Here is a 22617-nt window from a genome sequence, read left to right on the forward strand (position 1 = left end):
GCGGCAAAATGCTCGACCAAATGATGAGAAAGGTAGCCCCTATTGCCTGACTCTTGGCCAATGGAAGGTGGCATTTATGGAGCGACGTTGATGCATAATTTCCAACACTTGGAAGGCTTGTTTCGGCAAGCGGCAGGTAAGTCATCGCTCTCACGCTTACGGCTGGGTGACGCGCTAACAGACGCCGTAAATGACTATTTTTGCCATTACGGTTTAGAAGCACTGCTCAATGACACTAGCGAGGTACATGCTGGATTCATTGATACGGGCCGTTTTGCCCTGTGGTGCCAGGTGTGGAGCCCTCCTAGGCCCACTGGAACCGCATTTGTCATTCACGGTTACTTTGACCATTTAGGGCTTTACCGGCACTTGCTTGGCTGCCTGCTGGCGCAGGGGTGGCGGGTGGTGCTTTGGGACTTGCCCGGTCATGGGCTTTCCAGCGGCCCCCGGGCAGAGATCGAAGACTTTGACGATTATCAGCACTGCTTAATGCATTTGCAGACTGCCCTGCAAGTTCAGGGTATGGCTCCTAAGCCGTGGCTGGGCGTAGGGCAAAGTACCGGTGCGGCGATACTGGCAACTGATGCCCTTACCCGGCGGGAAGCATCCGGCTGGTCGGGCATTGTGCTGCTGGCGCCGCTAGTGCGCCCCTGGCGCTGGAGCCAAGCTAGCTGGTTGCATCTGATAGCCAGCCCGTTTGTGAAGGAGCTGCCGCGTAATTATCGGCCCAACTCCACCGATGAGCAGTTTACCGAGTTTCTCCGCGACCACGACCCGCTCCAGCCCGAGCGTTTAAGCGTTGCCTGGATTACTGCCATGCGCCGCTGGATGCCGCGGTTGCTGGCGCTGCAGCCTAACCCCTTGCCTACCTTGATTCTGCAAGGTGAGCAGGATTTAACCGTCGACTGGGAGTGGAACTTAGATGTGTTAGCGGAGAAATTCCCTAATGCTGAGGTGCACCGCCACCCAGATGCCCGCCACCATCTCGTCAACGAAGCGGAACCTATCCGCGATGTGCTATTTGAAGCGCTGGATCATTTTGTCGAGAGTGTGCGTTAAGCCCCTTTCAACATTCGATCTAACTGCCGGTAGCCGATGGCTTCGATAAAGTGCGGCTGTGAGGGTTTAGGCTCGCCCTGTAGATCCGCCAGGGTGAGCGCAACGCGGAGCACGCGATGGTAGGCGCGGGCGGAAAGCTTGAGCTTTTCCAGCACGCTTGCCAGCCAGGCGCGCTCTTCGTCGTTAAGCGCGCAGGCGGCTTCTAAGGCTTTGCCACTCAGCTGGCTGTTAAGTGCGCCTCGGGCCATCTGCCGTTCGCGTGCGGCCATTACGCGCTCCCGCACGGCACTTGAAGGCTCGCCCTGGGTTTGGGCGGTGAGTTGCTCGGGTGGCAGCGCGGGGACTTCCACCTGTAGATCAATACGGTCAAGAAGCGGGCCTGAAAGCCGTGCTTGGTAGCGCTGAATTTGGCTGGCGCTGCACTGGCAGCGTTGGCGTGGGTCGCCTAAGTGCCCGCAGGGGCAGGGGTTCATGGCGGCTACGAGCTGAAATTGAGCAGGGTAGCGGCGCTCGTGGCTGGCGCGGGCTAGATGTATGGTACCTGTTTCTAGGGGTTGCCTCAGCACTTCTAAGACGTTGCGGGAGAACTCCGGCAGCTCGTCTAAAAACAGCACGCCGTGGTGAGCTAGCGAGATTTCCCCTGGTTTGGGTTTAGAGCCTCCGCCGACCAGTGCGGCGGCGCTGGCACTGTGGTGGGGTTGGCGAAACGGCCGCTGGCCCCAGTCGGCTTCTAACGGCAGCCCACATACGGAGCGCACTGCGGCGACTTCTAACGCATCCTCTTCTGAAAGCGGCGGCAGAATGCCGGGCAAGCGGCTGGCCAGCATGGTTTTGCCGGTGCCTGGCGGCCCTGCCAGTATCAGGTTGTGGCCGCCAGCAGCAGCGACTTCTAGCGCTCGGCGCGCTTGATGCTGGCCGCGCACGTCGGCTAAATCTGCCATGGGGGCAGTGGATTTAACTGACGCAGAGAGCTGATGGGGTGTGATTTTTTCCTGGCCCAAAAGGTGAGCAACTACCTGCCAGAGCGAGTCAGCGGGCAGAACGGGTAGATCGCCAGCCAGCGCCGCTTCATCGGCGCAGGCGCGAGGAATAATCAGCGCCTTGTTCGCTCGCCGGGTGGCCAAAGCAAAGGGCAGCACGCCGGGCACGGCGCGCAGCTTGCCATCTAGCGCTAGCTCGCCCGCGCACTCCATGCCTTCCAATGCTTCTACAGGTATCTGCCCGGAGGCGGCAAGAATGCCCAGGGCAATGGGAAGATCAAACCGGCCGCCCTCTTTGGGCAGGTCGGCGGGGGCAAGATTCAGGGTGATGCGTTTGGTGTTGGGAAAGTCAAAGACTGCGTTGATGAGTGCGCTACGCACCCGTTCGCGGCTCTCTTTCACCGCGGTTTCCGGCAGCCCCACCAGCGTAAGTCCCGGCAACCCATTGGCTAAATGAACCTCTACATGTACCGCCGGTGCCTCTAAGCCAACGCCTGCGCGTGTGGCAACAATGGCTAATGTCATCGCGCTCCCTCGCTACTTGTTATCATCCAGGTTTAGCCAAATCTTACTTTATTTTAACCAAGTAAACCTAGTAGTCGCCCTGGATTAGCCACCACTGTTCCTTTAGCGGCGATGGCGTGCTGTAGGGAGAAGTCGGGATAATCATGCATCACATTGGCGCAGGAGGGCGGCGGCAGGCGTATCAACGCACTGCCGTCTTGGTGACGCGTTTACGCTTACTCGTCGGTGGCGTTCGGCTTTGCAGCAGCCCCTGGCTGGATAGGCTTTGTCGAGTCGGTGTGATCAGGCGTAGGGGGCACCTCGGCCTCAAGCGGCGTGGTGTTGTTAGCCACAGAGGCTTCTACCGTGGCTTCTAAGCTAGCCACCTGCCGCTCCAGGGCTTCAACCCTTGCGCGAGTGCGCTGCAGCACATCCATCAGAATATCAAAGTCTTCCCGTGACACGAGTTCCAGGCGGTCAAAGGCGCCACGCACGACTTGCTGTACGCCTTTCTGGATATCTTCGGGAGCGTGGGATGCGTTTTGTAAACGATCGCCAATCTGCTGAGCGAGACGGCTGATGCGGTCTTGGGGCGCCATAGTTCTCTCCTTAAACGAACACGCATAAATGTGAACTGCTTAATAGTAAGGATACGCAACCCTTCGCTAATACGCATGTGTCGTTTGCATTTGTGCGCTCAGATTATCGTTGCATCGAAATGGGGCGCGCAGCTTTTTTGAATGATCACTTATGGTGCAGCGTCATGCTGCGCGCTATTTCAATTCTTGTCCTAAGCGTATTAAAGGTTCCGTATATTTTGTCAAGTTACTGACTTTAATAATAAAAAAATCGAGTGGCACGGTATGCGCATTAACGAGACAAGCACTTATTTCGGGCGACCATGTCGCCTCCTATTCAGCAGGGCTAATCCAGCAGGGGAGAACCGGGATGAAACTCATCACCGCTATCATCAAGCCATTCAAGCTTGACGACGTTCGTGAAGCGCTCGCCGACAACGGCGTTCAGGGCATCACGGTTACAGAGGTCAAAGGTTTTGGTCGTCAAAAGGGGCATACCGAGCTATATCGCGGCGCAGAGTATGTGGTCGATTTTTTACCCAAAGTAAAAGTGGAAGTTGCTGTTGATGATGCGCGTCTGGAAAGCGTTCTTGATGCTATTTGCAGCGCGGCGAACAGCGGCAAAATCGGGGACGGCAAGGTCTTTGTAACACCCCTTGAAGACGTGATTCGGATCCGTACCGGTGAGCGCGGCGCTGATGCCGTGTAATCCAGCCAGCTAATAACATCTTTCTATGGTTAATGGGGAACTGACAATGAACGAGCTTGCAGAGTTGAGTTACGCGCTCGACACCTTCTACTTCTTAATGTGTGGCGTGTTGGTCATGTGGATGGCGGCTGGCTTCTCGATGCTGGAAGCCGGTTTGGTGCGCTCTAAAAATACCGCCGAAATTCTCACCAAAAACATCGCGCTGTTTGCAATTGCCTGCACCATGTACCTCTTGTTGGGTTACTACCTGATGTACTCCAGCGCGGAAGGTGGTTTCCTGCCTAACCTTGGTTTCTTGCTAGGCGGTGAAAACAGCGCCGATGCGGTAACCGCGGGCGGTGATGACGCGCCTTACTACTCCATGCGTGCAGATTACTTCTTCCAAGTAGTATTTGTTGCCACGGCGATGTCGATTGTGTCGGGTGCGGTTGCCGAGCGCATGAAACTGTGGGCGTTTTTAGCCTTTGCTGTTGTGATGACGGGTGTGATTTATCCGGTATCGGGCTACTGGACTTGGGGCGGCGGCTGGATTGATGCGATCGGCTTCTCAGACTTTGCAGGTTCGGGCATTGTTCACATGGCTGGTGCGGCAGCTGCCTTAGCCGGTGTGCTGGTATTAGGTCCACGTAAGGGTAAATACGGTAACGACGGCACTATCCGGGCTATTCCTGGCGCTAATCTGCCGTTGGCAACGCTGGGTACCTTTATCCTGTGGATGGGCTGGTTCGGCTTTAACGGTGGCTCTGAGCTGAAGGTGTCAGACGTAGACTCCGCTAATAATGTTGCACAAGTCATGGTAAACACCAATGCAGCAGCGGCGGGGGGTGTTATTGCTGCGCTTATCCTGGCGAAGCTATGGTTCCGCAAGGCAGACCTGACGATGGCGCTTAACGGTGCACTGGCGGGCTTGGTGGCGATTACGGCTGAACCTTTGGCGCCTACTGCCTTCGGTGCAATGCTGATCGGTATGGTGGGTGGCCTGATCGTTGTGGTTTCCATCGTGATGCTCGACAAGCTGAAGCTTGATGATCCGGTCGGTGCGATCTCGGTGCACGGTGTGGTAGGCATCTGGGGCTGTCTGGCAGTGCCTCTGTCTAACGCTGATGCCACCTTCGGGGCGCAGATCATCGGTATGCTGGGCATCTTCGCCTGGGTCTTCTTGGCGAGCCTAGTGGTATGGCTGGTGCTGAAAGCCATCATGGGTATCCGCGTTAGCGAAGAAGAAGAGTATGAAGGGGTGGATATCGCTGAGTGCGGACTTGAAGCCTACCCTGAGTTTAGCGTTAAGAAATAAACGTGCGCTAATGAAGTGAGCCGGCGCGCTCCCTTGGCCTCCCTAACCGGGAGGCCTTTTTGTTTTAGGATACGCTTAGGCTACATTTGCGTTGATTTTTTATTCTCCGCCGGTAGCGGTGTATGCTTAACGGTAACGGGTGATGGGCTTTAACCACAGTGGCCCGCCAACCTTCGACAATAGGCCACCAAGCTAGAGGATGTCGCAATGAAATTAATCTCAGCCATTATCAAGCCGTTTAAGCTTGATGACGTACGCGAATCACTCTCTGATATCGGCGTGCAGGGCATTACAGTCACTGAAGTGAAGGGCTTTGGTCGTCAAAAAGGCCACACAGAGCTATACCGTGGTGCAGAGTATGTGGTGGATTTTCTGCCCAAAGTAAAGCTGGAGGTGGCGGTCGATGACGATATGGCGGAGCAGGTCATCGATGCCATCACGCAGGTGGCCAATACAGGCAAAATTGGCGACGGCAAAATCTTTGTCATGCCGCTTGAGCAGGTGATCCGTATTCGTACTGGTGAAACCGGGAAAGACGCTGTTTAGGTTAACGGTGAATAGTGAGTGGTGAAGTAAAAAGCTGTCAGTTTTTGCACTGTAAATAGTAAGCAGCACAAAGCCCCTGTGGATCAACTCCAGCAGGGGCTTTGTATTAGTGATGTGGTCATTAAAGTGACTAGAATTTTTCTACTCACGACTCACGACTCACGACTCACTTCTCAACAAAGGCACGCTCAATCACGTAATCGCCTGGCTCGCCCATTCGCGGAGAGATATTCAGGCCCAGCTCGTCCAGCAGCGCGCTGGTGTCGTCCAGCATGGCGGGGCTGCCACAAATCATCGCCCGGTCTTGGCGCGGATCAATCGGCGGAAGACCAGTATCTTCAAACAGTTTTCCACTGCGGATATGGTCGGTCAGGCGGCCCATGGTGTGGAACTCTTCGCGGGTGACCGTGGGGTAGTAAACCAGCTTCTCGGCGACCTCTTCGCCCAGGTATTCGTGAGCGGGCAGCTCCTTGGTGATGAAGTCAGCGTAGGCCAGCTCCGAGACTTCACGTACGCCGTGTATCAACACTACTTTCTCAAAGCGCTCATACACTTCAGGGTCTTGGATCAGGCTCATAAAGGGCGCAAGACCGGTGCCGGTGGAGAGCATGTAAAGGTTGCGACCCGGCAGCAGGTCGTCGCATACCAGGGTGCCGGTGGGCTTGCGGCTGACCATAATTTGATCGCCCACTTTTAAGTGCTGCAGGCGCGAGGTGAGAGGGCCGTCGGGCACTTTAATACTGAAAAACTCCAGGTGGTCTTCGTAGTTAGGGCTGGCGATGGAGTAGGCACGCATCAGCGGTTTGCCGTTTACTTCCAGGCCGATCATCACAAACTGACCATTTTTGAAGCGCAGGCTGCGCTCGCGGGTGGTGCGGAAGCTAAACAGAGTGTCGTTCCAGTGATGAACGCTGAGGACTTCTTCTAAGGCAAACTTGCTCATGCTGACTCCTCTAGGGGCAGAGTGGGCTACGCCTCGCCGCCATATTCTAAAAAAGAATAAAAAATAGCTGTATATGATGCTGCTAATTCTAAATAACGGGTGGTATATCTGTTAAGTGAATTATACTGATAACACTTATCTAAATAATAGATATAGAGCCCCGAACGGATAGGTCACTGCTATGCATTACACCCTGCGCCAGCTAGAGGTCTTTGTGGCGGTTGCCCAGCACGAAAGCGTTTCCCATGCAGCGCGTGCGCTTGCCATGTCTCAGTCCGCGACCAGTACGGCGTTGGCGGAGCTAGAGCGCCAATTCGACTGCCAACTGCTGGATCGTATAGGTAAGCGGTTAAAGCTTAATGCGCTCGGTTTTCAGCTGTTGCCCAAAGCCGTGGCCTTGCTGGACCGTGCCGAAGAAGTGGAGGAGCTACTGCGCGGCCAGCAGGGGGTAGGCGCGCTAGATGTCGGGGCAACCCTTACCATTGGCAACTACTTAGCCACGCTGCTGATTAGTGACTTTATGCAGCAGCACCCCGGCAGCCGCGTGCGTCTAGCGGTGCGCAATACGCGGCATATCATCGAAGGCGTGCGCCAGCACTCGCTGGATTTGGGGCTGATTGAAGGGCAGTGCGATGACGAGATGATTATCAGCCAGCCTTGGGTCGAAGATGAGCTTTGCGTGTTCTGCTCGCCGCGCCATCCACTGGCGGGGCGTGAGCATCTTGAACTGGAGCAGTTGCTCCGTGAGGATTGGATAATGCGCGAAGAGGGCTCAGGTACGCGCATGACCCTTGAGCACGCCGCCCGCCATCGGCGCAGTCGGTTTAATACCCTGCTGGAGCTTGAGCATACCGAAGGCATTAAACGGGCAGTGGAATCGGGCCTGGGTATCGGCTGCGTTTCCAGGTTGGCGCTACGCGATGCCTTCCGACGGGGCAGCTTAGTGCCGCTGCCCACGCCGGAGTTAGACTTAAGACGCCAGTTCACCTTTATTTGGCACCGCCACAAGTACCTCACCACCGGAGTGCGTGAGTTCCTGCGGCTCTGCCGCGAAATGACCGCGGGCGCTAAGCGTAGCGATGATATTCCGCTACCGCCGATTCCTTAGCCCATCAGCGGCACGTTTCTGGAGCCGGCAGTGAATACTCTTTTAGCGCCTCGCTGCCAGTCGTTTCAAGTGTGAAGCCACCCACCAATGCGGCCAACCGATCGGCTTGGTCTTTCAGCTGTTCGGCAGCGGTGGTGGATTCTTGCACCAGGGCAGCGTTTTGCTGGGTCATCTGGTCTAAGTCGGTCACAGCAATACTGACCTGGCTGATGCCATCGTTCTGTTCTTGCGCTGCTGTGCTGATGTCTCCTAGCATCTGAGTGACGCGCGTTACGCTCTGGGCCAGCTCACGCATAGCGGCTTCGGCATCGCGCACCATTTGGGTGCCGCTCTCTACTTTGTTGGCTGAGGCATCAATACGCTGGCGAATATCTTTGGCGGCGTCGCTACTACGCGACGCTAATTTGCGTACTTCATCTGCTACAACAGCAAACCCTCGCCCATGTTCCCCCGCCCGAGCGGCTTCGACGGATGCGTTTAGCGCCAGCAGGTTGGTTTGGAAGGCAATGCCATCAATGACGCTGACAATGCTCTGTATCTCATCAGAATTGGTACGAATATCCGTCATGGTGGTGACCACCTGCTCAAATGCGCTATCCGTGCGGGATGCTAGCTCCGAGGCGGTTTCGGAAAGCCCACTGGCTTCCTTAGAGGCGTGGGTCGTATGGCTAACGGTGCTGCTAATCTCTTCCATAGCAGAAGATGTTTGTTGCAGGCTGGCAGCGGCCTGTTCGGTTCGCCGTGAAAGATCGTGGCCCCCTTGGGTAATCTCATTGGCGGCATGATTGACCGCTTCGCTGCTGCGCCGTACATCCAGTAAAATCGCTTGGATTTTGGCGGCAAACGCATTGAATTGCTCGGCTAACGCTGCGCTCTCGTCGCGGCCATGCACCAGCAAACGCTGGGTAAGATCGCCACTGCCCGAGGCAATTTCCTGCATACGGTTAGCAAGCCGCTTTAATGGACGTGCGATTCGCCCACCAATCCACCAAAGGGCTATGACGCCAATAGAGGCAAGTAACAGGCCAACAAGCGTCATGCCGATCGTGTTTTGCTGGCGCTGGTCGCCGAGCAAACCTTGCAGCGTATTTAGCTCTGCCAGTACCAGTGACTCGGGTAGCTGCAACACCAGTACCCAGGGCTGCTCGGTACCCAGAGGAATAGGCTGGTAGCGCTGTAGCATGCCGTCATCTAGGCTGCTGTGGAGACTGCCCTGAAAGGCCGCTTGGGCAATCCCAGACATCAGCGTATTACTAAGCGACTCGCTTGCTGGTAAGCCAAGGCCACTTTCGCCTGCGGTGTCCGCTACTAAGCCGCCACGGCCGGCTACTAGCGCCATGCGGCCTGCTCCGTTATAGAGGGATTGATTGGCTTCGTTTAATAGCGTTTGAATAAAGTTAAGCGATAGATCCACCCCTGCGACGCCACGAAACTCCCCATCCACCACGATCGGTGCGTTGAAGGAGGTGACCAGCTCTGTGACGCCGTCATAGTCGTAGGCGGCGGGGTCAATAATGCAGGGGGCCAGCGTTTCGCGCGGGCACAGGTAGTACTCGCCTTCGCGAACGCCACTGGCTAGACGTGTTTGGCTCTCCATGGTATCGCCCAGGGGTAGTACCGCCAGGGAGCCGTCGCCGGTACGGTACCACCAAGGCATAAAACGGCCGCTGCCGTCATGTCCGTAGCGCTCATCACCCGCGTAGCGTGCGTCATCCCCAAAGGCGTTGGGCTCCCAGCCAATAAAGGCATCCAAAAGAGCAGGGTGATCGGCGACGGTTTGGCGAACCAGGTTCGATAACTGGCGGCGGCTCAGGTGTAACGCTCGGAACCCTTCTTCATCTTCTACGCCCATCAAGGCATTGGTAGATGCCAGTTGAGACGCGAGGGTCATCGCCGTGTCTAACTCTCGGCGGATGCGCTCGCCCTCTGCATCGGCAATGGCATCCAGCCGCGCATCAAGCGCGCCCTTAATTAAGGGGCGTGTATAGTCATCCACCGTTTGTTGGGTGCGGGCGGCGGCAATTAAGTTATACGCCACCAGCGCTGCAACGATGGCAAGTAAGCAAGGCGCGGCTAAGGCAACCACAAACGAGCGTAAAGAGCGAAAATGCATAAGCGTGGCTATCCCTTTAAGGCCATATATGGGCGAGGGCTTTCAAGTGCCTGGGGCGTTGCTGACGACAGCTTAAAGCTGCTGACGGTGCCCTTAAGGTGATCGGCCTGCTCTTTTAGCTGTTCCGCAGCGGTAGTGGACTCTTCCACCATGGCGGCATTCTCTTGGGTCATACGGTCAAGTTCCGCCACGGCGATATTGACTTGCTTAATGCCATCGCTCTGCTCGCTAGTCGCGGAGTTGATTTCCTCCAGCACATCGGCAACACGGGTAATATGGGCCACGATATCCTGCATGGTCGCCCCTGCGTTTTGCACTAATGTGGTGCCGTTATTCACTTTGCTTTGTGAATCTTCGATCAATTTCTGAATATCGTTGGCCGCGTCACTACTGCGCCCTGCTAATTTGCGTACTTCATCGGCCACGACCGCAAAGCCTCGGCCATGCTCCCCCGCCCGGGCGGCTTCTACGGAGGCATTGAGGGCCAATAAGTTGGTTTGAAAGGCAATGCTGTTCATGAGCGTGACGATCTCGCCAATTTTATTGGAAGACTGGGAGATGTCTTCCATGGTAGTGACCACGTTAGCTACCACTTGTCCCCCTTCTTTAGCCACTTTCGAGGCCGTATGGGAGAGCTTGTTGGCTTCTTGAGCGGACGCGGCGGTGTGCTCGACCGTGCTCGTTATCTGCTCCACTGAGGCAGAGGTTTCCTGCAGATTAGACGCTGCGTTCTCGGTGCGTCGGGATAGATCCTGGCCGCCCAGGGCGATTTCGTTCGCCGCATGGTGAACCGACTCGCTGCTGGTGCGTACATCGATCAATACCGCTTCCATTTTGCCGACAAAACGGTTGAAGGCGCTGGCGATTTGGGAAACCTCGTCGTTGCCCTCTTCTGGTAGGCGCTGGGTTAAATCGCCCTCTCCAGAGGCAATGTTATCCATTGCATTACGCACCCCGAGTAAGCGGCGCAGCAGCAGTGAGAGCAGCATACTAAAGACAACTGCGGTAATGGCGGCGACAATTAGCAGCGTTACTATCGATGTGGTGGCAATGGCGCGCAGCCCTGCGGTCGCTTCTTGTTCATCGAGTGCAACGATGAGCTGCCAACCGCTACTGCCGCCGACATAGCTCCCCATAAGCAGCTTATCGCTGTTTTGCAGCTTAAGTGCTTGGGGCTCATTGCCTTGGATGATTTGGCTAAGGCGTTCATTGGTAAGGTCTCCACTCAACTGCGTAGAAGCTTCAAGCGTTAATTCAGCATCAGGATGGGCGACGAGGGTGCCGTCTTCTGTTGTTAAAAAGCCAAAGCTGGAAGGCGTAGGCGCAATGCCTGAGACGATATCGATGACGTCACCAATGCTAATGTCAGCACCGATAACGGCGGCAAGCTGATTGTTTTGGTAGAAAGGGCGTGCAAAGGTAACAATCAATCCACCTGATTGAGCATCCACATAAGGTGCTGTAATAATAGTATCTTGCGCTTCAGCAGCCTCTAGATACCAAGGGCGCTGCCGTGGGTCGTAATCACTGGGGGGTTGCCATTCGTCAGAAAATACGGCCGCTGATGTAGAAGGGTAGGCAATGTAGGTGGACATAAAACTGCCGGAATCAGCTAGCTGACGTAATGCAGCCAGTGGGGAGTCGCTAGCGACCGTATCTTCCATGCTGGCGAGCATCGTATAACGGGCGTTAAACCACTCATTAATGGCTTGTGTGTTGCCGTCTACGACGGCGCTTAAGTTACGGCTAATTTGTTGACTATTGTGATGCTTAACAGTGGTATAGCTGGCAATGCCGTTAATAATCAGAGCGAGGGTAATTGCCGTTAAGGCAGCAAGTAAGATTCGTATGCGAAGGGAGGAAAACATGGTCGCTCTCTCGAGGATGGCTGGATACCAAAGCTCTATCGGCGAGAACGACCACGACTTGAGTGACGATTAACGCAAATCGCTTACCGCGTTTTGAATATCCTGCACAGAGGCTTTGCTTAGATCTTTAGAGAGCGTGTGAATAACCAGCTTTTGAGTGGGGTTATCAAGTTTTTCACGCAGTAGGCCTAGAAACTTAGGCGGCGCAACCATAATCAGCTTTTCCATGCTGTTTTCCACCCGAGCGGTATAAAGGCGCTGAACCACTTCTTTAGCAAACAGCTCGTTCTCATGTTTTGAAGCGGCTCCCTCTTCACCGGAGGAGCGTGACGTAGTGGACATTGACTCATGGACATCGGCGCCACGACGATCGGTGATTAAATCTCCTTCATGCAGCCGTCCTTCCGCATGTACCAAACTCTCCTGTTCAACGAGGTTTAGTGCATCACGGGTGAAAATACGCGCACGGGCGGCATCGGCTACCACAATATAGGTGGTCATCGTCATACGTCCTCCTTGTCATTAGTTGCCTCTTAACCATGGCAAGCGTTTGCCGTTTGGTCAAACACTTGCGAGGGCTAAAACATGTTTTGGAGAGTTAAAGTACCTTGCTGCGCAGTAAGCTGGTAATTGCCTCGCCAATCAGTACAAGCACGATGATCGCGATCAAAATGGTGGCAACAGTGGGCCAGGCAAAGGTATCGATAGCGCCCTGAAGAATCACGCCAATACCGCCAGCGCCCACGAGCCCTAGCACGGTGGACTCACGAATGTTGATGTCCCAACGCAAAATCACAATGGCGAAAAAGGCCGGCATCACCTGAGGCACAATAGCGTAGGCAACCACTTTGGCTTTGGAAGCACCGGTGGCTTCCATAGCCTCCACCGGTCGGCGATCGATTTCCTCAATGGCTTCGCCCATTAATTTGCCGATAAAGCCTATCGAGCGAAACACAATCGCCAGGATCCCTGCTAACACGCCGGGGCCAAAAATGGCCACGAATAACAGCGCCCATATAATTGTATTAACCGAGCGGCTTGAGACCAGAATAAAGCGCCCGAGCCACAGGCACGCACGATTGGGCGTGGTGTTTTGGGCAGCGATATAGGCCACCGGCAGGGCTAGAAAAATAGTGAGAAAGGTTGCTAGCGTCGCGATATGCACCGTTTCCAGCAGCGCGTTCAAAATATTGCTTAGCCCGGCAGCGCTCGGGGGCCACATGCGCGCACCCAAATTCGACATTTGATTGGGGGCGTCCCACACCCAGGGCCAGAAAATATCAATATCGCGAACTGCCCAGAACACCAGCATCAACGTGCCTAGTAGCACCGCATAGCGGATGAGCCTCTCTTTACGGTCGTAGCGTTGCCAAACGCGGTCGGCGAGTTGCTGTGCGTGATCTACCATATTTTTTTCCTTACCCAGCCGCTGATGCCTTCACTGAGCAAAATAACCGCAATAATGATCAGCAGAATCGCAAAGGCGAAGTCGTAATCGTAACGGCCAAAGGCATTCATTAACGTGCCACCGATACCCCCCGCCCCGACGATGCCAACCACCGCAGAGGCGCGCAAATTGCTGTCAAGTTGATACATTGATAAACCAACTTGACGGGGTAATATTTGTGGGAAGACAGCGTAATACAGTGTGGCTATATAGCCTGCACCTGCTGCGCGCATGGCTTCTACTTGCCCCCAGTCAATCTCCTCAATCTCTTCGGCCAGCAGTTTGCCTACAAAGCCAATGGAGTAGAGGGTGAGCGTTAAAATACCTGCCAGCGGCCCAAAGCCCACCGCTGCGACAAATAAAATGGCCACAATCACTGGGTGAAAGCTGCGCGAGATAATGATCACCGAACGGCCAATTAAGTAGATCGGTAGGGGGGCAATGTTACGTGCGGCCATCACCGCAAAAGGAATCGAGAGCAGCACACCCAAGAGCGTTGCCAGAATGGCGATTTGAAAGCTCTCTTTAAACCCGGTGAGCAGCAGGCCAAAGCGCTCAAAGCTTGGTGGGAAGCCGCCGCTAAAGATGCGGGCAGCCCTAGGTAGGCCTTCCGAAATGCGTGCCCAGTTAAACGGCAAAGAACCGAAAGCCCACACCAGATAAATCGCGGCGACAATAAAAATGCCGTAGCGAATAAAGGGGTTGGCAATAAACGGCGGCTTTTTCCAGGTGCGAGGCACATGGGGTTGGGGGTCAGGCGGAGTCATGGCGTTCTACCTCCGCTGAGCGGTGCGGCTGCTCGGAAACCGTTTCATCCGGTGCCTCAATGCCACCATAAATGGCATCTAGCGCGTCTTTGTTAAAGTCCGCGGGCCGCCCGTCAAAAATCATCTTGCCGTGGCGCAGGCCGACAATGCGCTCTGTGTAGGTTTTTGCCTGGGCAACGTTGTGAATGTTGATCAATACTGGCAGCGAAAGCTCACTGGCAAGGCTCTGCAGCAGAATCATGATTTGTTCCGACGTACGTGGGTCTAGCGATGCCGTTGGCTCGTCGGCCAGCAGTAAGTCAGGTTCTTGCATTAACGCTCGCACTACGCCAACGCGCTGGCGCTCACCGCCGGAAAGCTCATCGGCACGCTTATTGGCGTAATGGGCAATGCCCACTCGCTCCATGAGGCTAAATGCGCGCTCTATATCGGCTTGGGGGTAGCGACGTGAGATGGCTTGATAGAGGTTAACGTAGCCAAGCCGCCCGGCGAGTACGTTCTCCATAACCGTGAGCCGATCCAGTAAGTTAAAGCCCTGGAACACCATGCCAATTTTGCGCCGGGCACGGCGTAACTCAGCCCCTTTCACGTTAACCAGCTCAGCACCGTTGAGTTTGATCGAGCCTGACGTGGGCTCTACTAAGCGGTTGATACAGCGCAGCATGGTGCTTTTACCGGCACCGGAAGCGCCTACGATAGACACAACGCTGTTGTCTTCTACCTTAAGATCGAGGCCTTTTAGCACCGCCTCGTTGTGGCCATAACGCTTGACCAGATTTGTAATTTCCAGCATAGGTTCGCTTCCATCGATAAACGAAGAACCGCGCCGCGAGTAGCGGCGCGGTACGCGTTACTCCAAATTTTCCCGCGTATAACGCACGTCATTAGCGGCTTGGATGGTGCGAATCACTTGCCAGTTATCTTTGTAATTAATCGGAATAAACTTCTCGACGCCCTCAAACTCTTCGCCAAGTTCGGTGCCGACAAAATCAAAGGTAAAAAAGGCTTCTTCGATTTTCTCCACGAGGTCTGGGTGCAAGTTATGGGCGTAGTTATAGGAGGTGGTAGGGAAGCGGTCTGACTCATAAATCAGCCGAACATCCTCTTCATCGTAAAGCCCCCGTGCGGCCATGCGCTCGACAACCTCAGAAGCGACCGGCGCTGCGTCGTAGTCACGCGCTACAACACCCAGCATGGACTGGTCGTGGCTGCCGGAGTAGACCACGTCATAATCTTCCTCTGGCGTGATCCCTAGTTCGGGCAGCAAGGCACGCGGAGCCAAGTTGCCAGAGTTAGAGGTAGGTGAGGTGTGGGCTACCCGTTTACCTTTAAGGTCTTCAAGGCTCTCAATGTCAGAGTCCACGTGGGTGAACATCTGCAGGGTGTAGCCGAACTGGCCGTCGTCGGAGCCCATCAGCGCAAAAGGCACCGCACCCGCTAAATTAACGGCAAATGGGGTTGGCCCGGTTGAGAAACCGGCGATATGCAATCGCCCGCTGCGCATGGCTTCAACCTGTGCGGCGTTGGACTGTACCGCGAAGAAACGCACGTTACGCTCGGTAACCTCAGATAAGTGGTCAATAAAAGGCTGCCAGATGTCTGAATAAATGGCAGGATCTTCTACGGGCGTATAAGCAAAAATAAGAGTGTCTGGGTTGACCCACTTTGACTCATCGCTTGGCCGGTCAGCGACCATATCGCCATCTTCGTCGCAGAAAATAGTGTCAAGATCGCCGCGTTCGCATTCTGCGAAGGCGTGGGTAGAGAGCAGTGCTAAGGGGAGCAGCGATGCCGCCGCGAACATAGCAAGCGGTCGTTTGCAGAAACGTGATGTTTCCATAGTTAGCCTCTTATATGCGTTATTTTTGTGTTTTGCTATCCACTATCGCGTTTAGCGCTTTCTTTTGCTTGGCGTGCGTTTCGTAAGTGGACATTGGTAATGCTAGATGTTTATTTTTCGAAAACGATCTCTTCCAATCTAGGATTTATTGCAAAGCTATGTCAAACACTTTCAGAACCTCTTCCTATCATTGGCGAAACAGCTATCTCTTGATGCGTCATGGGCATAGCCAAGCCAATGAGCAGGGCTTAATTATTAGCTCGCCTGAAAGGGGGCTTAACGCGTTTGGGCTTTCTGCTTTGGGAGAACAGCAACTGCTTGAGACGGTAGAAGACTGGCAGTGGCCAACCCCGACGCGGGTAGTGCATTCGGACTTTTTACGTACAACACAAACCGCTGAAAGGGTTGCCAGTGCTTTTGGTTTAACGCTGAAGAAAGAGCAGCGCCTGCGTGAGCGCTATTTTGGTGAGCTTGATGGTCAGGCGGATCGATATTACCCCGATGTATGGGCGCTAGATGCTCAGGATGCCGACCATCAGCAGTACCAAGTGGAAGCCGTAAGCCGCGTAGCTGCGAGATTGTGTGCAGTGATCGAGGGGCTAGAGCAGCAGTGCAGCGGCGAGACGGTGCTGGTGGTTAGTCATGGGGATCCGTTACAGATACTGCTCACTGCGCTGGCCAATAAACCGCTGACGCAACACCGTGAGCAGGCCGCACTACTGCCCGCGAGTATTACCCGGCTGGGCGGTTAAGCGTTGCTTTCTTTGGGCGGAATCCAGGCAATCATGTCCACTTCTACGTCCGCACCACCGGCAAGGCCGGTAACGCCAATACAGGTGCGGGTAGGCAGCGGCTTCTGGAAGTAGCTGGCATATACACCATTTACCTCGTCAAAGTGGCCCATGTTGGTAATAAATACCCGTGACTGAACCACGTACTCAAAGCTGCTGCCCACCTCTTCCAGCACAATCGCTAGGTTTTGCATCACGCGGTGGGTTTGTTCGGTAAACGTACCCAGCAGCATTTCGTTGGTTTCCGGAACAGTGGGCATTTGGCCGGTAATAAATACCAAATCTCCCACCCGGCATGCGTGGGAGAAGGGCGCAATCGGCTGTGGGGCGCGGTCGATAAATAGCTTTTCCATCGTAAACTGTCTCTCTTATGTCGATGTGTCGGCGATGCTAGTTATAAATGAAATACAAAAATGGGCCTGCGATGAGGCCCATTGTCTTACCCATTCCCGTACTTAGTGCCCCAGAATCTGGCTTAAGAACAGCTTCGTGCGCTCAGACTGTGGGTTATTAAAGAACGGCTCAGGCGCGTTCTCCTCAATGATTTGCCCCTGATCCATAAAAATCACCCGGTCGGCGACGGTTTTGGCGAAGCCCATTTCGTGGGTCACGCAAAGCATGGTCATGCCCTCATTGGCCAGCTCGACCATGACGTCTAGCACTTCTTTAATCATTTCAGGGTCAAGGGCGGAGGTGGGCTCGTCGAAAAGCATCACATCGGGGTGCATACACAGCGAGCGGGCAATCGCCACCCGCTGCTGCTGGCCGCCTGAAAGCTGTCCGGGATACTTTTTGGCCTGCTCGGCAATGCGCACCCGCTCTAGGTAACGCATGGCCTGCTCTTCTGCTTCGCGGCGCGGCTTTTTCTGCACCCACATGGGCGCGATACAACAGTTTTCCAGCACCGATAAATGGGGGAAGAGGTTAAAGTGCTGGAAGACCATGCCCACGCTGCGACGAATCTGCTCGATACGCTTAACGTCCTGGGTCAGCGGCACGCCGCCCACCACGATTTCACCCTGCTGGTGCTCTTCTAAATGATTGATGCAGCGAATCAACGTGGATTTACCCGAGCCAGAAGGTCCACATATAACGATACGCTCACCGCGTTTAACCTCTAGGTCGATATCGCGTAGCACGTGAAAGTCGCCGTACCATTTGTTAACGCCGCGCATTTCAACCATCAGATCAGAAGTACGTGTGCCAGAGACGTTGGTGGCTGCTTGTGTCATGTCAGTATCCTGCTAAAAATCGTTAATAAAAGCGGCGTTAGCGCTTATGGCCGGTGTGTAGCTTGCGTTCTAAGTACTGGCTATAGCGCGACATGCTGAAACAGAAGATCCAGAACATAAACGCGGCAAATACATAGCCCTCTAGCGAGAAGCCCAGCCAGCGAGAGTCGGACAGTGCCGCTTGCACGATCCCTAATAGGTCAAACAAGCCGATAATCATGACCAGCGTGGTGTCTTTAAACAGCGAGATAAAGGTATTCACGATGCCTGGAATCATCATCTTTAGCGCTTGGGGTAACACAATCAGCCCCATGCGTTTCCAGTAGGTCATCCCTAGCGCGGCCGCAGCCTCTTCTTGGCCTTTGGGAATAGCCTGTAAACCACCCCGGATAACCTCAGCCATATAGGCACTTTGGAACAGCGTAAGGCCGATAAGCGCACGTACTAAGCGGTCAACGCTGATTCCTGAGGGTAAGAACAGCGGCAGCATTACCGAGGCCATGAACAGGACGGTAATCAGCGGCACACCGCGCCAAAACTCAATGAATACTACGCAGAAGCTTTTGACGATGGGCATATTAGAGCGCCGCCCCAATGCCAGCACAATACCAATGGGTAGCGCGCCCACCATACCGACGGTGGCCAACAGCAGGGTCAGCATTAAACCGCCCCAGCGGTGAGTGGGTACGCGGGGCAGGTCGAAGTAGCCGCCGTGGAGCAGCACGTAGGCCACTACCGGAAAGCCCACTAAGGCAAACACCGCCACCCAGCGTTTAAAGGGCAGCTTGGGAATAGCCAGCCATGCAATCAGCGCAAAGAAACCCGCAAACGCCACGTTAGCGCGCCATATTTCTGTGCGCGGATAAAGGCCATAAATAAACTGGCTAAAGCGGGCATTGACAAATACCCAGCAAGCGCCTTCACGTGAGCAGTCGTCGCGGCTCGTGCCGACCCAGTCGGCGTTAATAAACGCCCACTGCACGGTGGGCACGACCAAAAGATACAGCACGTAAAGCCCGATAAGCGTAAAGATGGTATTGATTGGGCCGTTAAACAGGTTGGTGCGCAGCCACGCGACTGGCCCCACTGAACTACTGGGGGCGGGCCTCGGATCAATCATCGATTGGTTATGAATCATGTGTATTTCCTCGCCATTGGCCTAGCGTTCAACCAGCGCCACGCGGGCGTTGAACCAGTTCATAAACATGGACACCAGTAGGCTGATGGTCAGATAGACCGCCATGGTCATGGCAATGACCTCAATGGCTTGGCCAGTCTGGTTCAGCGTGGTGCCTGCAAACACCGAGACAAGGTCTGGGTAACCAATAGCCGTGGCCAGCGATGAGTTCTTGATCAGGTTTAGATATTGGCTAGTAAGCGGCGGAATAATCACACGCAGCGCCTGGGGAATGACCACTAAGCGCAGTACTAGATTGCGCGGCAGGCTAAGCGCCTGGGCGGCTTCGGTTTGGCCGTGTGAAATGGCCTGAATGCCTGAGCGCACAATTTCGGCGATAAACGAGGCGGTATAAATCGACAGCGCAAGCCATAAAGCGAGGAACTCAGGAATGATCGTAATGCCACCGCGGAAGTTAAAGCCACGCAGCTCTGGCACATCCCAAGTAACCGGCACACCCGTGGCCACCAATACCAGCATGGGTAAGCCGAAAATTAACGCAAACGAAATCCAGTAAGCTGGGATGCGTTTGCCGGTTGCCTCATGGCGGCGTTTGTTCCAAACAACCAGCGCAATGCTGGCAATGACCGCGGCCATAAAGGTTGCGGGGATGAGGCCAAAGCCTGACTCAAAGAGCGGTTCAGGCAGGTAGAGGCCGCGCACGTTGAGGAAGATAACTTCACCAAAGGCGAGACTGTCCCTGGCGCTGGGCAGCGTGCGAAGCACTGCGTAGTACCAGAAGAAAATTTGCAGTAGCAGTGGGATATTACGAAAGGTTTCGATATACGCATTGGCTAAGCGGGCAAGTAACCAGTTAGGCGACAGGCGGGCAATCCCGACAATAAACCCAATGATGGTCGCCGCTAAGACCCCTAAACCCCCTACCAATAGGGTGTTGAGCAGGCCCACGACAAACGTGCGGCCGTAGGTGCTTTGGGATGAGTAGTCGATCAGACTCTGAACTATCCCAAAGCCTGCGGTGTTACCTAGGAAACCAAACCCGGTAGTAATGCCACGTGCGGATAAGTTGTCCTGGGTATTCCCGACGATATAGAGCAAAAAAGCGGCGACAGCGGCCACAAGGAGTAACTGAAAAATAAGAGCGCGCTTAGCGCGGTCTCGCCAGAAGGGAGGCTTTTGGCCGACCGGGCGAGAGTTGGGTCGAACGGACATGGATAGCGTCTCCGCGATACGGCAGGTCAATCAAATGGCCCGCCGTCACTAAACAGGAGGGCGGGCCGGGGTCAATCGAGACGCTTAGCGAATCGGCGGTGCGTACTGGAAGCCGCCTTGGTTCCACAGCGCGTTAACGCCGCGTTCGATTTCCAGCGGAGAGTCCATTCCTACGTTACGCTCAAAGCTTTCGCCGTAGTTACCCACTTGGCTTAGGATGTTGTAAGCCCAGTCAGCGTCTAAGCCCATGCCTTCACCGTAGTTGCCGTCTTGGCCGAGCAGGCGTGCAATGTCGGGGTTATCAGAGTCGCGCATTTCTTCAGCGTTTTCGCTGGTAACGCCATACTCTTCACCGTTAAGCATGGCAAAGAGTGACCATTTGACGATATTGAACCACTGGTCGTCGCCCTGGCGAACCACCGGGCCAAGGGGCTCTTTTGAGATAACATCGGAGAGAATGACGGCGCCATCTGGGTCATCTAGTTGGATGCGCAGAGCAGCAAGCTGAGAGGTATCAGAGGTGAGTACGTCACAGCGGCCAGCTTGGAAGCCACCTACCGTTTGCTCAGACGTATCAAATACAATCGGGTCGAATTCCATGTCGTTAGCACGGAAGTAGTCAGCTAGGTTGAGTTCTGTAGTGGTGCCCGACTGGATGCAGATAGCGGCGCCATCTAACTCAGAGGCTTCTGAAACGCCCAGGTCGCGGGAAACCATAAAGCCCTGGCCGTCGTAAAAGTTAACACCGGTAAAGTTAAGACCTAGGGTCGTATCGCGGGTAGTGGTCCAGGTGGTGTTGCGTGACAGTACGTCCACTTCGCCCGACTGCAGCGCGGTGAAGCGCTCAACCGCATTTAAGGAGATGTAGTTAACCGCATCGGCATCACCCAGCACCGCTGCTGCTACGGCGCGGCATACGTCAACGTCGATACCTTGCCACTCGCCGCTATCGTCTGGCGCGGAAAAACCTGGTAAGCCATCGCTAACACCACACTGAACGGCCCCGCGTGATTTGGTATCTTCGAGCGTGCTGGCCTGCGCAGTTGCTACGCCCGCAACGGTGATGGCGCCCGCAGATGCCAGCAGTACCAAGTGTTTCTTGTTAAACATGGTAGTTCCCCTTCCTAGATGTAATGTCGTTATGCATGCAGGTGCATGACACTAAAAGCTAGCAAGGAAGGTGCCAAGAATGATACGACGTTAAATTCAGCGCTTTTCAACGCAAAACGGAGCAATTTCCTACCAAAGTTGTGGTGCATGAAAGTGCATTAGCGGCTACCGTGCGCACTTTTTTGGTGCGTAGCCGCTAATGCAGAGGTGATACTCTCTGCTGAGAGCTTAATAATCGGACGTCTTAGCGAATGGGTGGAGCGTACTGAATGCCGCCGTCATTCCAAAGACTGTTTAAGCCGCGTGCAATATTGAAATCTGACCCTGTACCCACGTTACGATCATAAATATCCGCATAGTTGCCTACCTGTTTGACGATTTGGTAAGCCCAGTCGGTCTCAATACCCATGGCTTCGCCAAAATTACCGTCCTGACCTAGCAGGCGCATCACATCGGGGTCTTCTGAGGTGAGATGCTCGTCCACGTTTTCCTGGCTAACGCCCAATTCTTCGGCGTTAAGCATGGCAAACAGCGTCCATTTGACGATGTTGAACCACTGGTCATCGCCTTGGCGCACGGCGGGGCCAAGCGGCTCTTTCGAGATGATTTCGGGGAGTACAACAGCCATGCTGGGGTCGGCAAGCTGCATGCGCTGAGCATAGAGCTGGGAGGCATCGGAGCTTAAAACGTCGCAGCGGCCCGCTTCAAAGCCGATGATCGACTGCTCAGGGGCATCAAACACCACGGCGTCGTAGGTCATTCCATTGAGGCGGAAGTAGTCGGATAGGTTAAGCTCACTGGTGGTGCCGGACTGAGTGCAGACTGCCGCGCCATCCAGCTCTTTGGCGCTTTGCACGCCCAGGTCACTAGCGACCATAAAGGCTTGGCCGTCGTAGTAACTAACGCCGGTAAAGTGCATGCCCAGGGTGGTGTCACGGCTCGATGTCCACGTGGTGGTGCGGGATAGTACATCGACTTCGCCAGACTGCAGGGCGGTAAAGCGCTCTACAGAGTCTAGCGGTACGAAATCTACTTTTGTTGCATCCCCGAGCGCCGCTGCGGCAACTGCTCGGCACACGTCGGTATCCAGGCCGCGGTACTGATCATCGTCATCCAGTGAAGAGAAGCCCGGCTGGGCGGCATTGACGCCACAGCGAAGGCTGTCACGGTTCTGCACCGTTTCCAAAGTGCTGGCCATGGCCACCGTGGGTAGCAGTATGCTGATTCCTAACCCCAACCAACGAACGTTTTTCATTTTTATTCCTTAACGTGGATAGCTAAATAAACAGGTTTAGCAAACAAACAGATTTAGCAAATAAAACTAAGCGCACAAAAAAGGCCGAGCAATGCCCGGCCTTCGCTGTCAATACCTTAGCGC

The 22617-nt window shown here is 54.7% G+C and carries 22 protein-coding genes; 6 read left to right on the forward strand and 16 right to left on the reverse strand.

The features are described from left to right. Window positions 1-90 precede the first annotated feature (90 nt). Window positions 91-1059 (forward strand): alpha/beta hydrolase, encoded by a 969-nt coding sequence (locus tag MOY_RS07670; RefSeq protein WP_009098327.1) that lies wholly within the window; start codon window positions 91-93, stop codon window positions 1057-1059. Here MOY_RS07670 and MOY_RS07675 read toward each other — a convergent pair. Together MOY_RS07675 and MOY_RS07680 are read right to left on the reverse strand one after the other, a co-directional pair. After that, complete coding sequence (locus MOY_RS07675) at window positions 1056-2564, reverse strand: YifB family Mg chelatase-like AAA ATPase (protein WP_009098329.1); 1509 nt, start codon at window positions 2562-2564, stop codon at window positions 1056-1058. The genes MOY_RS07670 and MOY_RS07675 overlap by 4 nt on opposite strands. Window positions 2565-2779: 215 nt before the next feature. After that, window positions 2780-3142 (reverse strand): accessory factor UbiK family protein, encoded by a 363-nt coding sequence (locus tag MOY_RS07680; protein WP_009098331.1) that lies wholly within the window; start codon window positions 3140-3142, stop codon window positions 2780-2782. Between the two features lie 349 nt (window positions 3143-3491). Between MOY_RS07680 and MOY_RS07685 the strand changes: the two genes are divergently transcribed. The 3 genes from MOY_RS07685 (at window position 3492) to glnK (ending at window position 5670) form a co-directional block, all read left to right on the forward strand. After that, a complete protein-coding gene (locus tag MOY_RS07685; protein ID WP_007112359.1) occupies window positions 3492-3830 on the forward strand; it encodes a P-II family nitrogen regulator in 339 nt (112 codons plus the stop codon). Window positions 3831-3876: 46 nt separating this feature from the next. Further along, a complete protein-coding gene (locus MOY_RS07690; protein ID WP_009098334.1) occupies window positions 3877-5124 on the forward strand; it encodes an ammonium transporter in 1248 nt (415 codons plus the stop codon). Window positions 5125-5331: 207 nt separating this feature from the next. Then, complete coding sequence (gene glnK, locus MOY_RS07695) at window positions 5332-5670, forward strand: P-II family nitrogen regulator (protein WP_009098335.1); 339 nt, start codon at window positions 5332-5334, stop codon at window positions 5668-5670. A 166-nt stretch (window positions 5671-5836) separates the two neighbouring features. On the opposite strand, the gene MOY_RS07700 is transcribed toward glnK, so the two are convergent. Continuing rightward, window positions 5837-6613, reverse strand: a complete 777-nt coding sequence (locus MOY_RS07700) for a ferredoxin--NADP reductase (protein ID WP_009098338.1) — start codon at window positions 6611-6613, stop codon at window positions 5837-5839. Window positions 6614-6794: 181 nt separating this feature from the next. On the opposite strand from MOY_RS07700, the gene MOY_RS07705 reads away from it, so the two are divergent. Next, on the forward strand, window positions 6795-7721 hold the full coding sequence (locus tag MOY_RS07705) for a LysR family transcriptional regulator (RefSeq protein ID WP_009098340.1): 927 nt from the start codon (window positions 6795-6797) through the stop codon (window positions 7719-7721). A gap of 4 nt (window positions 7722-7725) precedes the next feature. Here MOY_RS07705 and MOY_RS07710 read toward each other — a convergent pair whose 3' ends face one another. The 7 genes from MOY_RS07710 to phnD form a co-directional block, all read right to left on the reverse strand. Continuing rightward, a complete protein-coding gene (locus MOY_RS07710) occupies window positions 7726-9834 on the reverse strand; it encodes a methyl-accepting chemotaxis protein (protein ID WP_009098342.1) in 2109 nt (702 codons plus the stop codon). Window positions 9835-9842: 8 nt separating this feature from the next. Then, window positions 9843-11702: a methyl-accepting chemotaxis protein gene (locus MOY_RS07715; RefSeq protein ID WP_009098343.1), complete on the reverse strand. Its 1860-nt coding sequence runs from the start codon at window positions 11700-11702 to the stop codon at window positions 9843-9845. Window positions 11703-11771: 69 nt separating this feature from the next. Continuing rightward, complete coding sequence (locus tag MOY_RS07720) at window positions 11772-12203, reverse strand: host attachment protein (RefSeq protein WP_009098345.1); 432 nt, start codon at window positions 12201-12203, stop codon at window positions 11772-11774. 97 nt (window positions 12204-12300) lie between these two features. Then, entirely contained in the window at window positions 12301-13110 is an 810-nt protein-coding gene (gene phnE, locus MOY_RS07725) for a phosphonate ABC transporter, permease protein PhnE (RefSeq protein WP_009098347.1), read from the reverse strand. Next, complete coding sequence (gene phnE, locus MOY_RS07730) at window positions 13104-13916, reverse strand: phosphonate ABC transporter, permease protein PhnE (protein ID WP_009098349.1); 813 nt, start codon at window positions 13914-13916, stop codon at window positions 13104-13106. The genes phnE (MOY_RS07725) and phnE (MOY_RS07730) overlap by 7 nt, the downstream gene beginning before the upstream one ends. Continuing rightward, complete coding sequence (gene phnC / locus MOY_RS07735) at window positions 13903-14709, reverse strand: phosphonate ABC transporter ATP-binding protein (protein ID WP_009098351.1); 807 nt, start codon at window positions 14707-14709, stop codon at window positions 13903-13905. The genes phnE (MOY_RS07730) and phnC overlap by 14 nt, the downstream gene beginning before the upstream one ends. 57 nt (window positions 14710-14766) lie before the next feature. Next, window positions 14767-15756, reverse strand: a complete 990-nt coding sequence (gene phnD, locus MOY_RS07740) for a phosphate/phosphite/phosphonate ABC transporter substrate-binding protein (protein WP_009098352.1) — start codon at window positions 15754-15756, stop codon at window positions 14767-14769. Window positions 15757-15914: 158 nt separating this feature from the next. On the opposite strand from phnD, the gene MOY_RS07745 reads away from it, so the two are divergent. Then, window positions 15915-16508 (forward strand): histidine phosphatase family protein, encoded by a 594-nt coding sequence (locus MOY_RS07745; RefSeq protein WP_035540356.1) that lies wholly within the window; start codon window positions 15915-15917, stop codon window positions 16506-16508. Here the strand turns inward: MOY_RS07745 and MOY_RS07750 are convergent. From MOY_RS07750 to MOY_RS07775, 6 genes are all read right to left on the reverse strand, one after another. Continuing rightward, a complete protein-coding gene (locus tag MOY_RS07750; protein ID WP_009098354.1) occupies window positions 16505-16900 on the reverse strand; it encodes a RidA family protein in 396 nt (131 codons plus the stop codon). The genes MOY_RS07745 and MOY_RS07750 overlap by 4 nt on opposite strands. Window positions 16901-17002: 102 nt before the next feature. Beyond that, window positions 17003-17731 carry an amino acid ABC transporter ATP-binding protein gene (locus MOY_RS07755; RefSeq protein WP_009098355.1) on the reverse strand — a complete coding sequence of 243 codons (729 nt, stop codon included), beginning with the start codon at window positions 17729-17731 and terminating at the stop codon, window positions 17003-17005. A gap of 85 nt (window positions 17732-17816) precedes the next feature. Continuing rightward, window positions 17817-18917: an amino acid ABC transporter permease gene (locus tag MOY_RS07760; RefSeq protein WP_009098356.1), complete on the reverse strand. Its 1101-nt coding sequence runs from the start codon at window positions 18915-18917 to the stop codon at window positions 17817-17819. A 21-nt stretch (window positions 18918-18938) separates the two neighbouring features. After that, window positions 18939-20129 carry an amino acid ABC transporter permease gene (locus MOY_RS07765; RefSeq protein ID WP_009098357.1) on the reverse strand — a complete coding sequence of 397 codons (1191 nt, stop codon included), beginning with the start codon at window positions 20127-20129 and terminating at the stop codon, window positions 18939-18941. Between the two features lie 84 nt (window positions 20130-20213). Then, complete coding sequence (locus MOY_RS07770) at window positions 20214-21239, reverse strand: amino acid ABC transporter substrate-binding protein (protein WP_009098359.1); 1026 nt, start codon at window positions 21237-21239, stop codon at window positions 20214-20216. Between the two features lie 244 nt (window positions 21240-21483). Further along, the gene (locus tag MOY_RS07775; RefSeq protein WP_009098360.1) at window positions 21484-22494 is read right to left on the reverse strand and encodes an amino acid ABC transporter substrate-binding protein; all 1011 of its coding nucleotides are present in this window, start codon (window positions 22492-22494) and stop codon (window positions 21484-21486) included. Between the last annotated feature and the right edge of the window lie 123 nt (window positions 22495-22617).

This window comes from Halomonas sp. GFAJ-1, assembly GCF_000236625.2.
Lineage (GTDB): Bacteria > Pseudomonadota > Gammaproteobacteria > Pseudomonadales > Halomonadaceae > Vreelandella.

Bases quoted from the DNA above. Each gene is read 5' to 3' on its own strand.
- MOY_RS07670 (WP_009098327.1), top strand. From the start codon at position 91: ATGCATAATTTCCAACACTTGGAAGGCTTGTTTCGGCAAGCGGCAGGT.
- MOY_RS07675 (WP_009098329.1), bottom strand. From the start codon at position 2,564: ATGACATTAGCCATTGTTGCCACACGCGCAGGCGTTGGCTTAGAGGCA.
- MOY_RS07680 (WP_009098331.1), bottom strand. From the start codon at position 3,142: ATGGCGCCCCAAGACCGCATCAGCCGTCTCGCTCAGCAGATTGGCGAT.
- MOY_RS07685 (WP_007112359.1), top strand. From the start codon at position 3,492: ATGAAACTCATCACCGCTATCATCAAGCCATTCAAGCTTGACGACGTT.
- MOY_RS07690 (WP_009098334.1), top strand. From the start codon at position 3,877: ATGAACGAGCTTGCAGAGTTGAGTTACGCGCTCGACACCTTCTACTTC.
- glnK (WP_009098335.1), top strand. From the start codon at position 5,332: ATGAAATTAATCTCAGCCATTATCAAGCCGTTTAAGCTTGATGACGTA.
- MOY_RS07700 (WP_009098338.1), bottom strand. From the start codon at position 6,613: ATGAGCAAGTTTGCCTTAGAAGAAGTCCTCAGCGTTCATCACTGGAAC.
- MOY_RS07705 (WP_009098340.1), top strand. From the start codon at position 6,795: ATGCATTACACCCTGCGCCAGCTAGAGGTCTTTGTGGCGGTTGCCCAG.
- MOY_RS07710 (WP_009098342.1), bottom strand. From the start codon at position 9,834: ATGCATTTTCGCTCTTTACGCTCGTTTGTGGTTGCCTTAGCCGCGCCT.
- MOY_RS07715 (WP_009098343.1), bottom strand. From the start codon at position 11,702: ATGTTTTCCTCCCTTCGCATACGAATCTTACTTGCTGCCTTAACGGCA.
- MOY_RS07720 (WP_009098345.1), bottom strand. From the start codon at position 12,203: ATGACCACCTATATTGTGGTAGCCGATGCCGCCCGTGCGCGTATTTTC.
- phnE (WP_009098347.1), bottom strand. From the start codon at position 13,110: ATGGTAGATCACGCACAGCAACTCGCCGACCGCGTTTGGCAACGCTAC.
- phnE (WP_009098349.1), bottom strand. From the start codon at position 13,916: ATGACTCCGCCTGACCCCCAACCCCATGTGCCTCGCACCTGGAAAAAG.
- phnC (WP_009098351.1), bottom strand. From the start codon at position 14,709: ATGCTGGAAATTACAAATCTGGTCAAGCGTTATGGCCACAACGAGGCG.
- phnD (WP_009098352.1), bottom strand. From the start codon at position 15,756: ATGGAAACATCACGTTTCTGCAAACGACCGCTTGCTATGTTCGCGGCG.
- MOY_RS07745 (WP_035540356.1), top strand. From the start codon at position 15,915: ATGTCAAACACTTTCAGAACCTCTTCCTATCATTGGCGAAACAGCTAT.
- MOY_RS07750 (WP_009098354.1), bottom strand. From the start codon at position 16,900: ATGGAAAAGCTATTTATCGACCGCGCCCCACAGCCGATTGCGCCCTTC.
- MOY_RS07755 (WP_009098355.1), bottom strand. From the start codon at position 17,731: ATGGTTGAAATGCGCGGCGTTAACAAATGGTACGGCGACTTTCACGTG.
- MOY_RS07760 (WP_009098356.1), bottom strand. From the start codon at position 18,917: ATGATTCATAACCAATCGATGATTGATCCGAGGCCCGCCCCCAGTAGT.
- MOY_RS07765 (WP_009098357.1), bottom strand. From the start codon at position 20,129: ATGTCCGTTCGACCCAACTCTCGCCCGGTCGGCCAAAAGCCTCCCTTC.
- MOY_RS07770 (WP_009098359.1), bottom strand. From the start codon at position 21,239: ATGTTTAACAAGAAACACTTGGTACTGCTGGCATCTGCGGGCGCCATC.
- MOY_RS07775 (WP_009098360.1), bottom strand. From the start codon at position 22,494: ATGAAAAACGTTCGTTGGTTGGGGTTAGGAATCAGCATACTGCTACCC.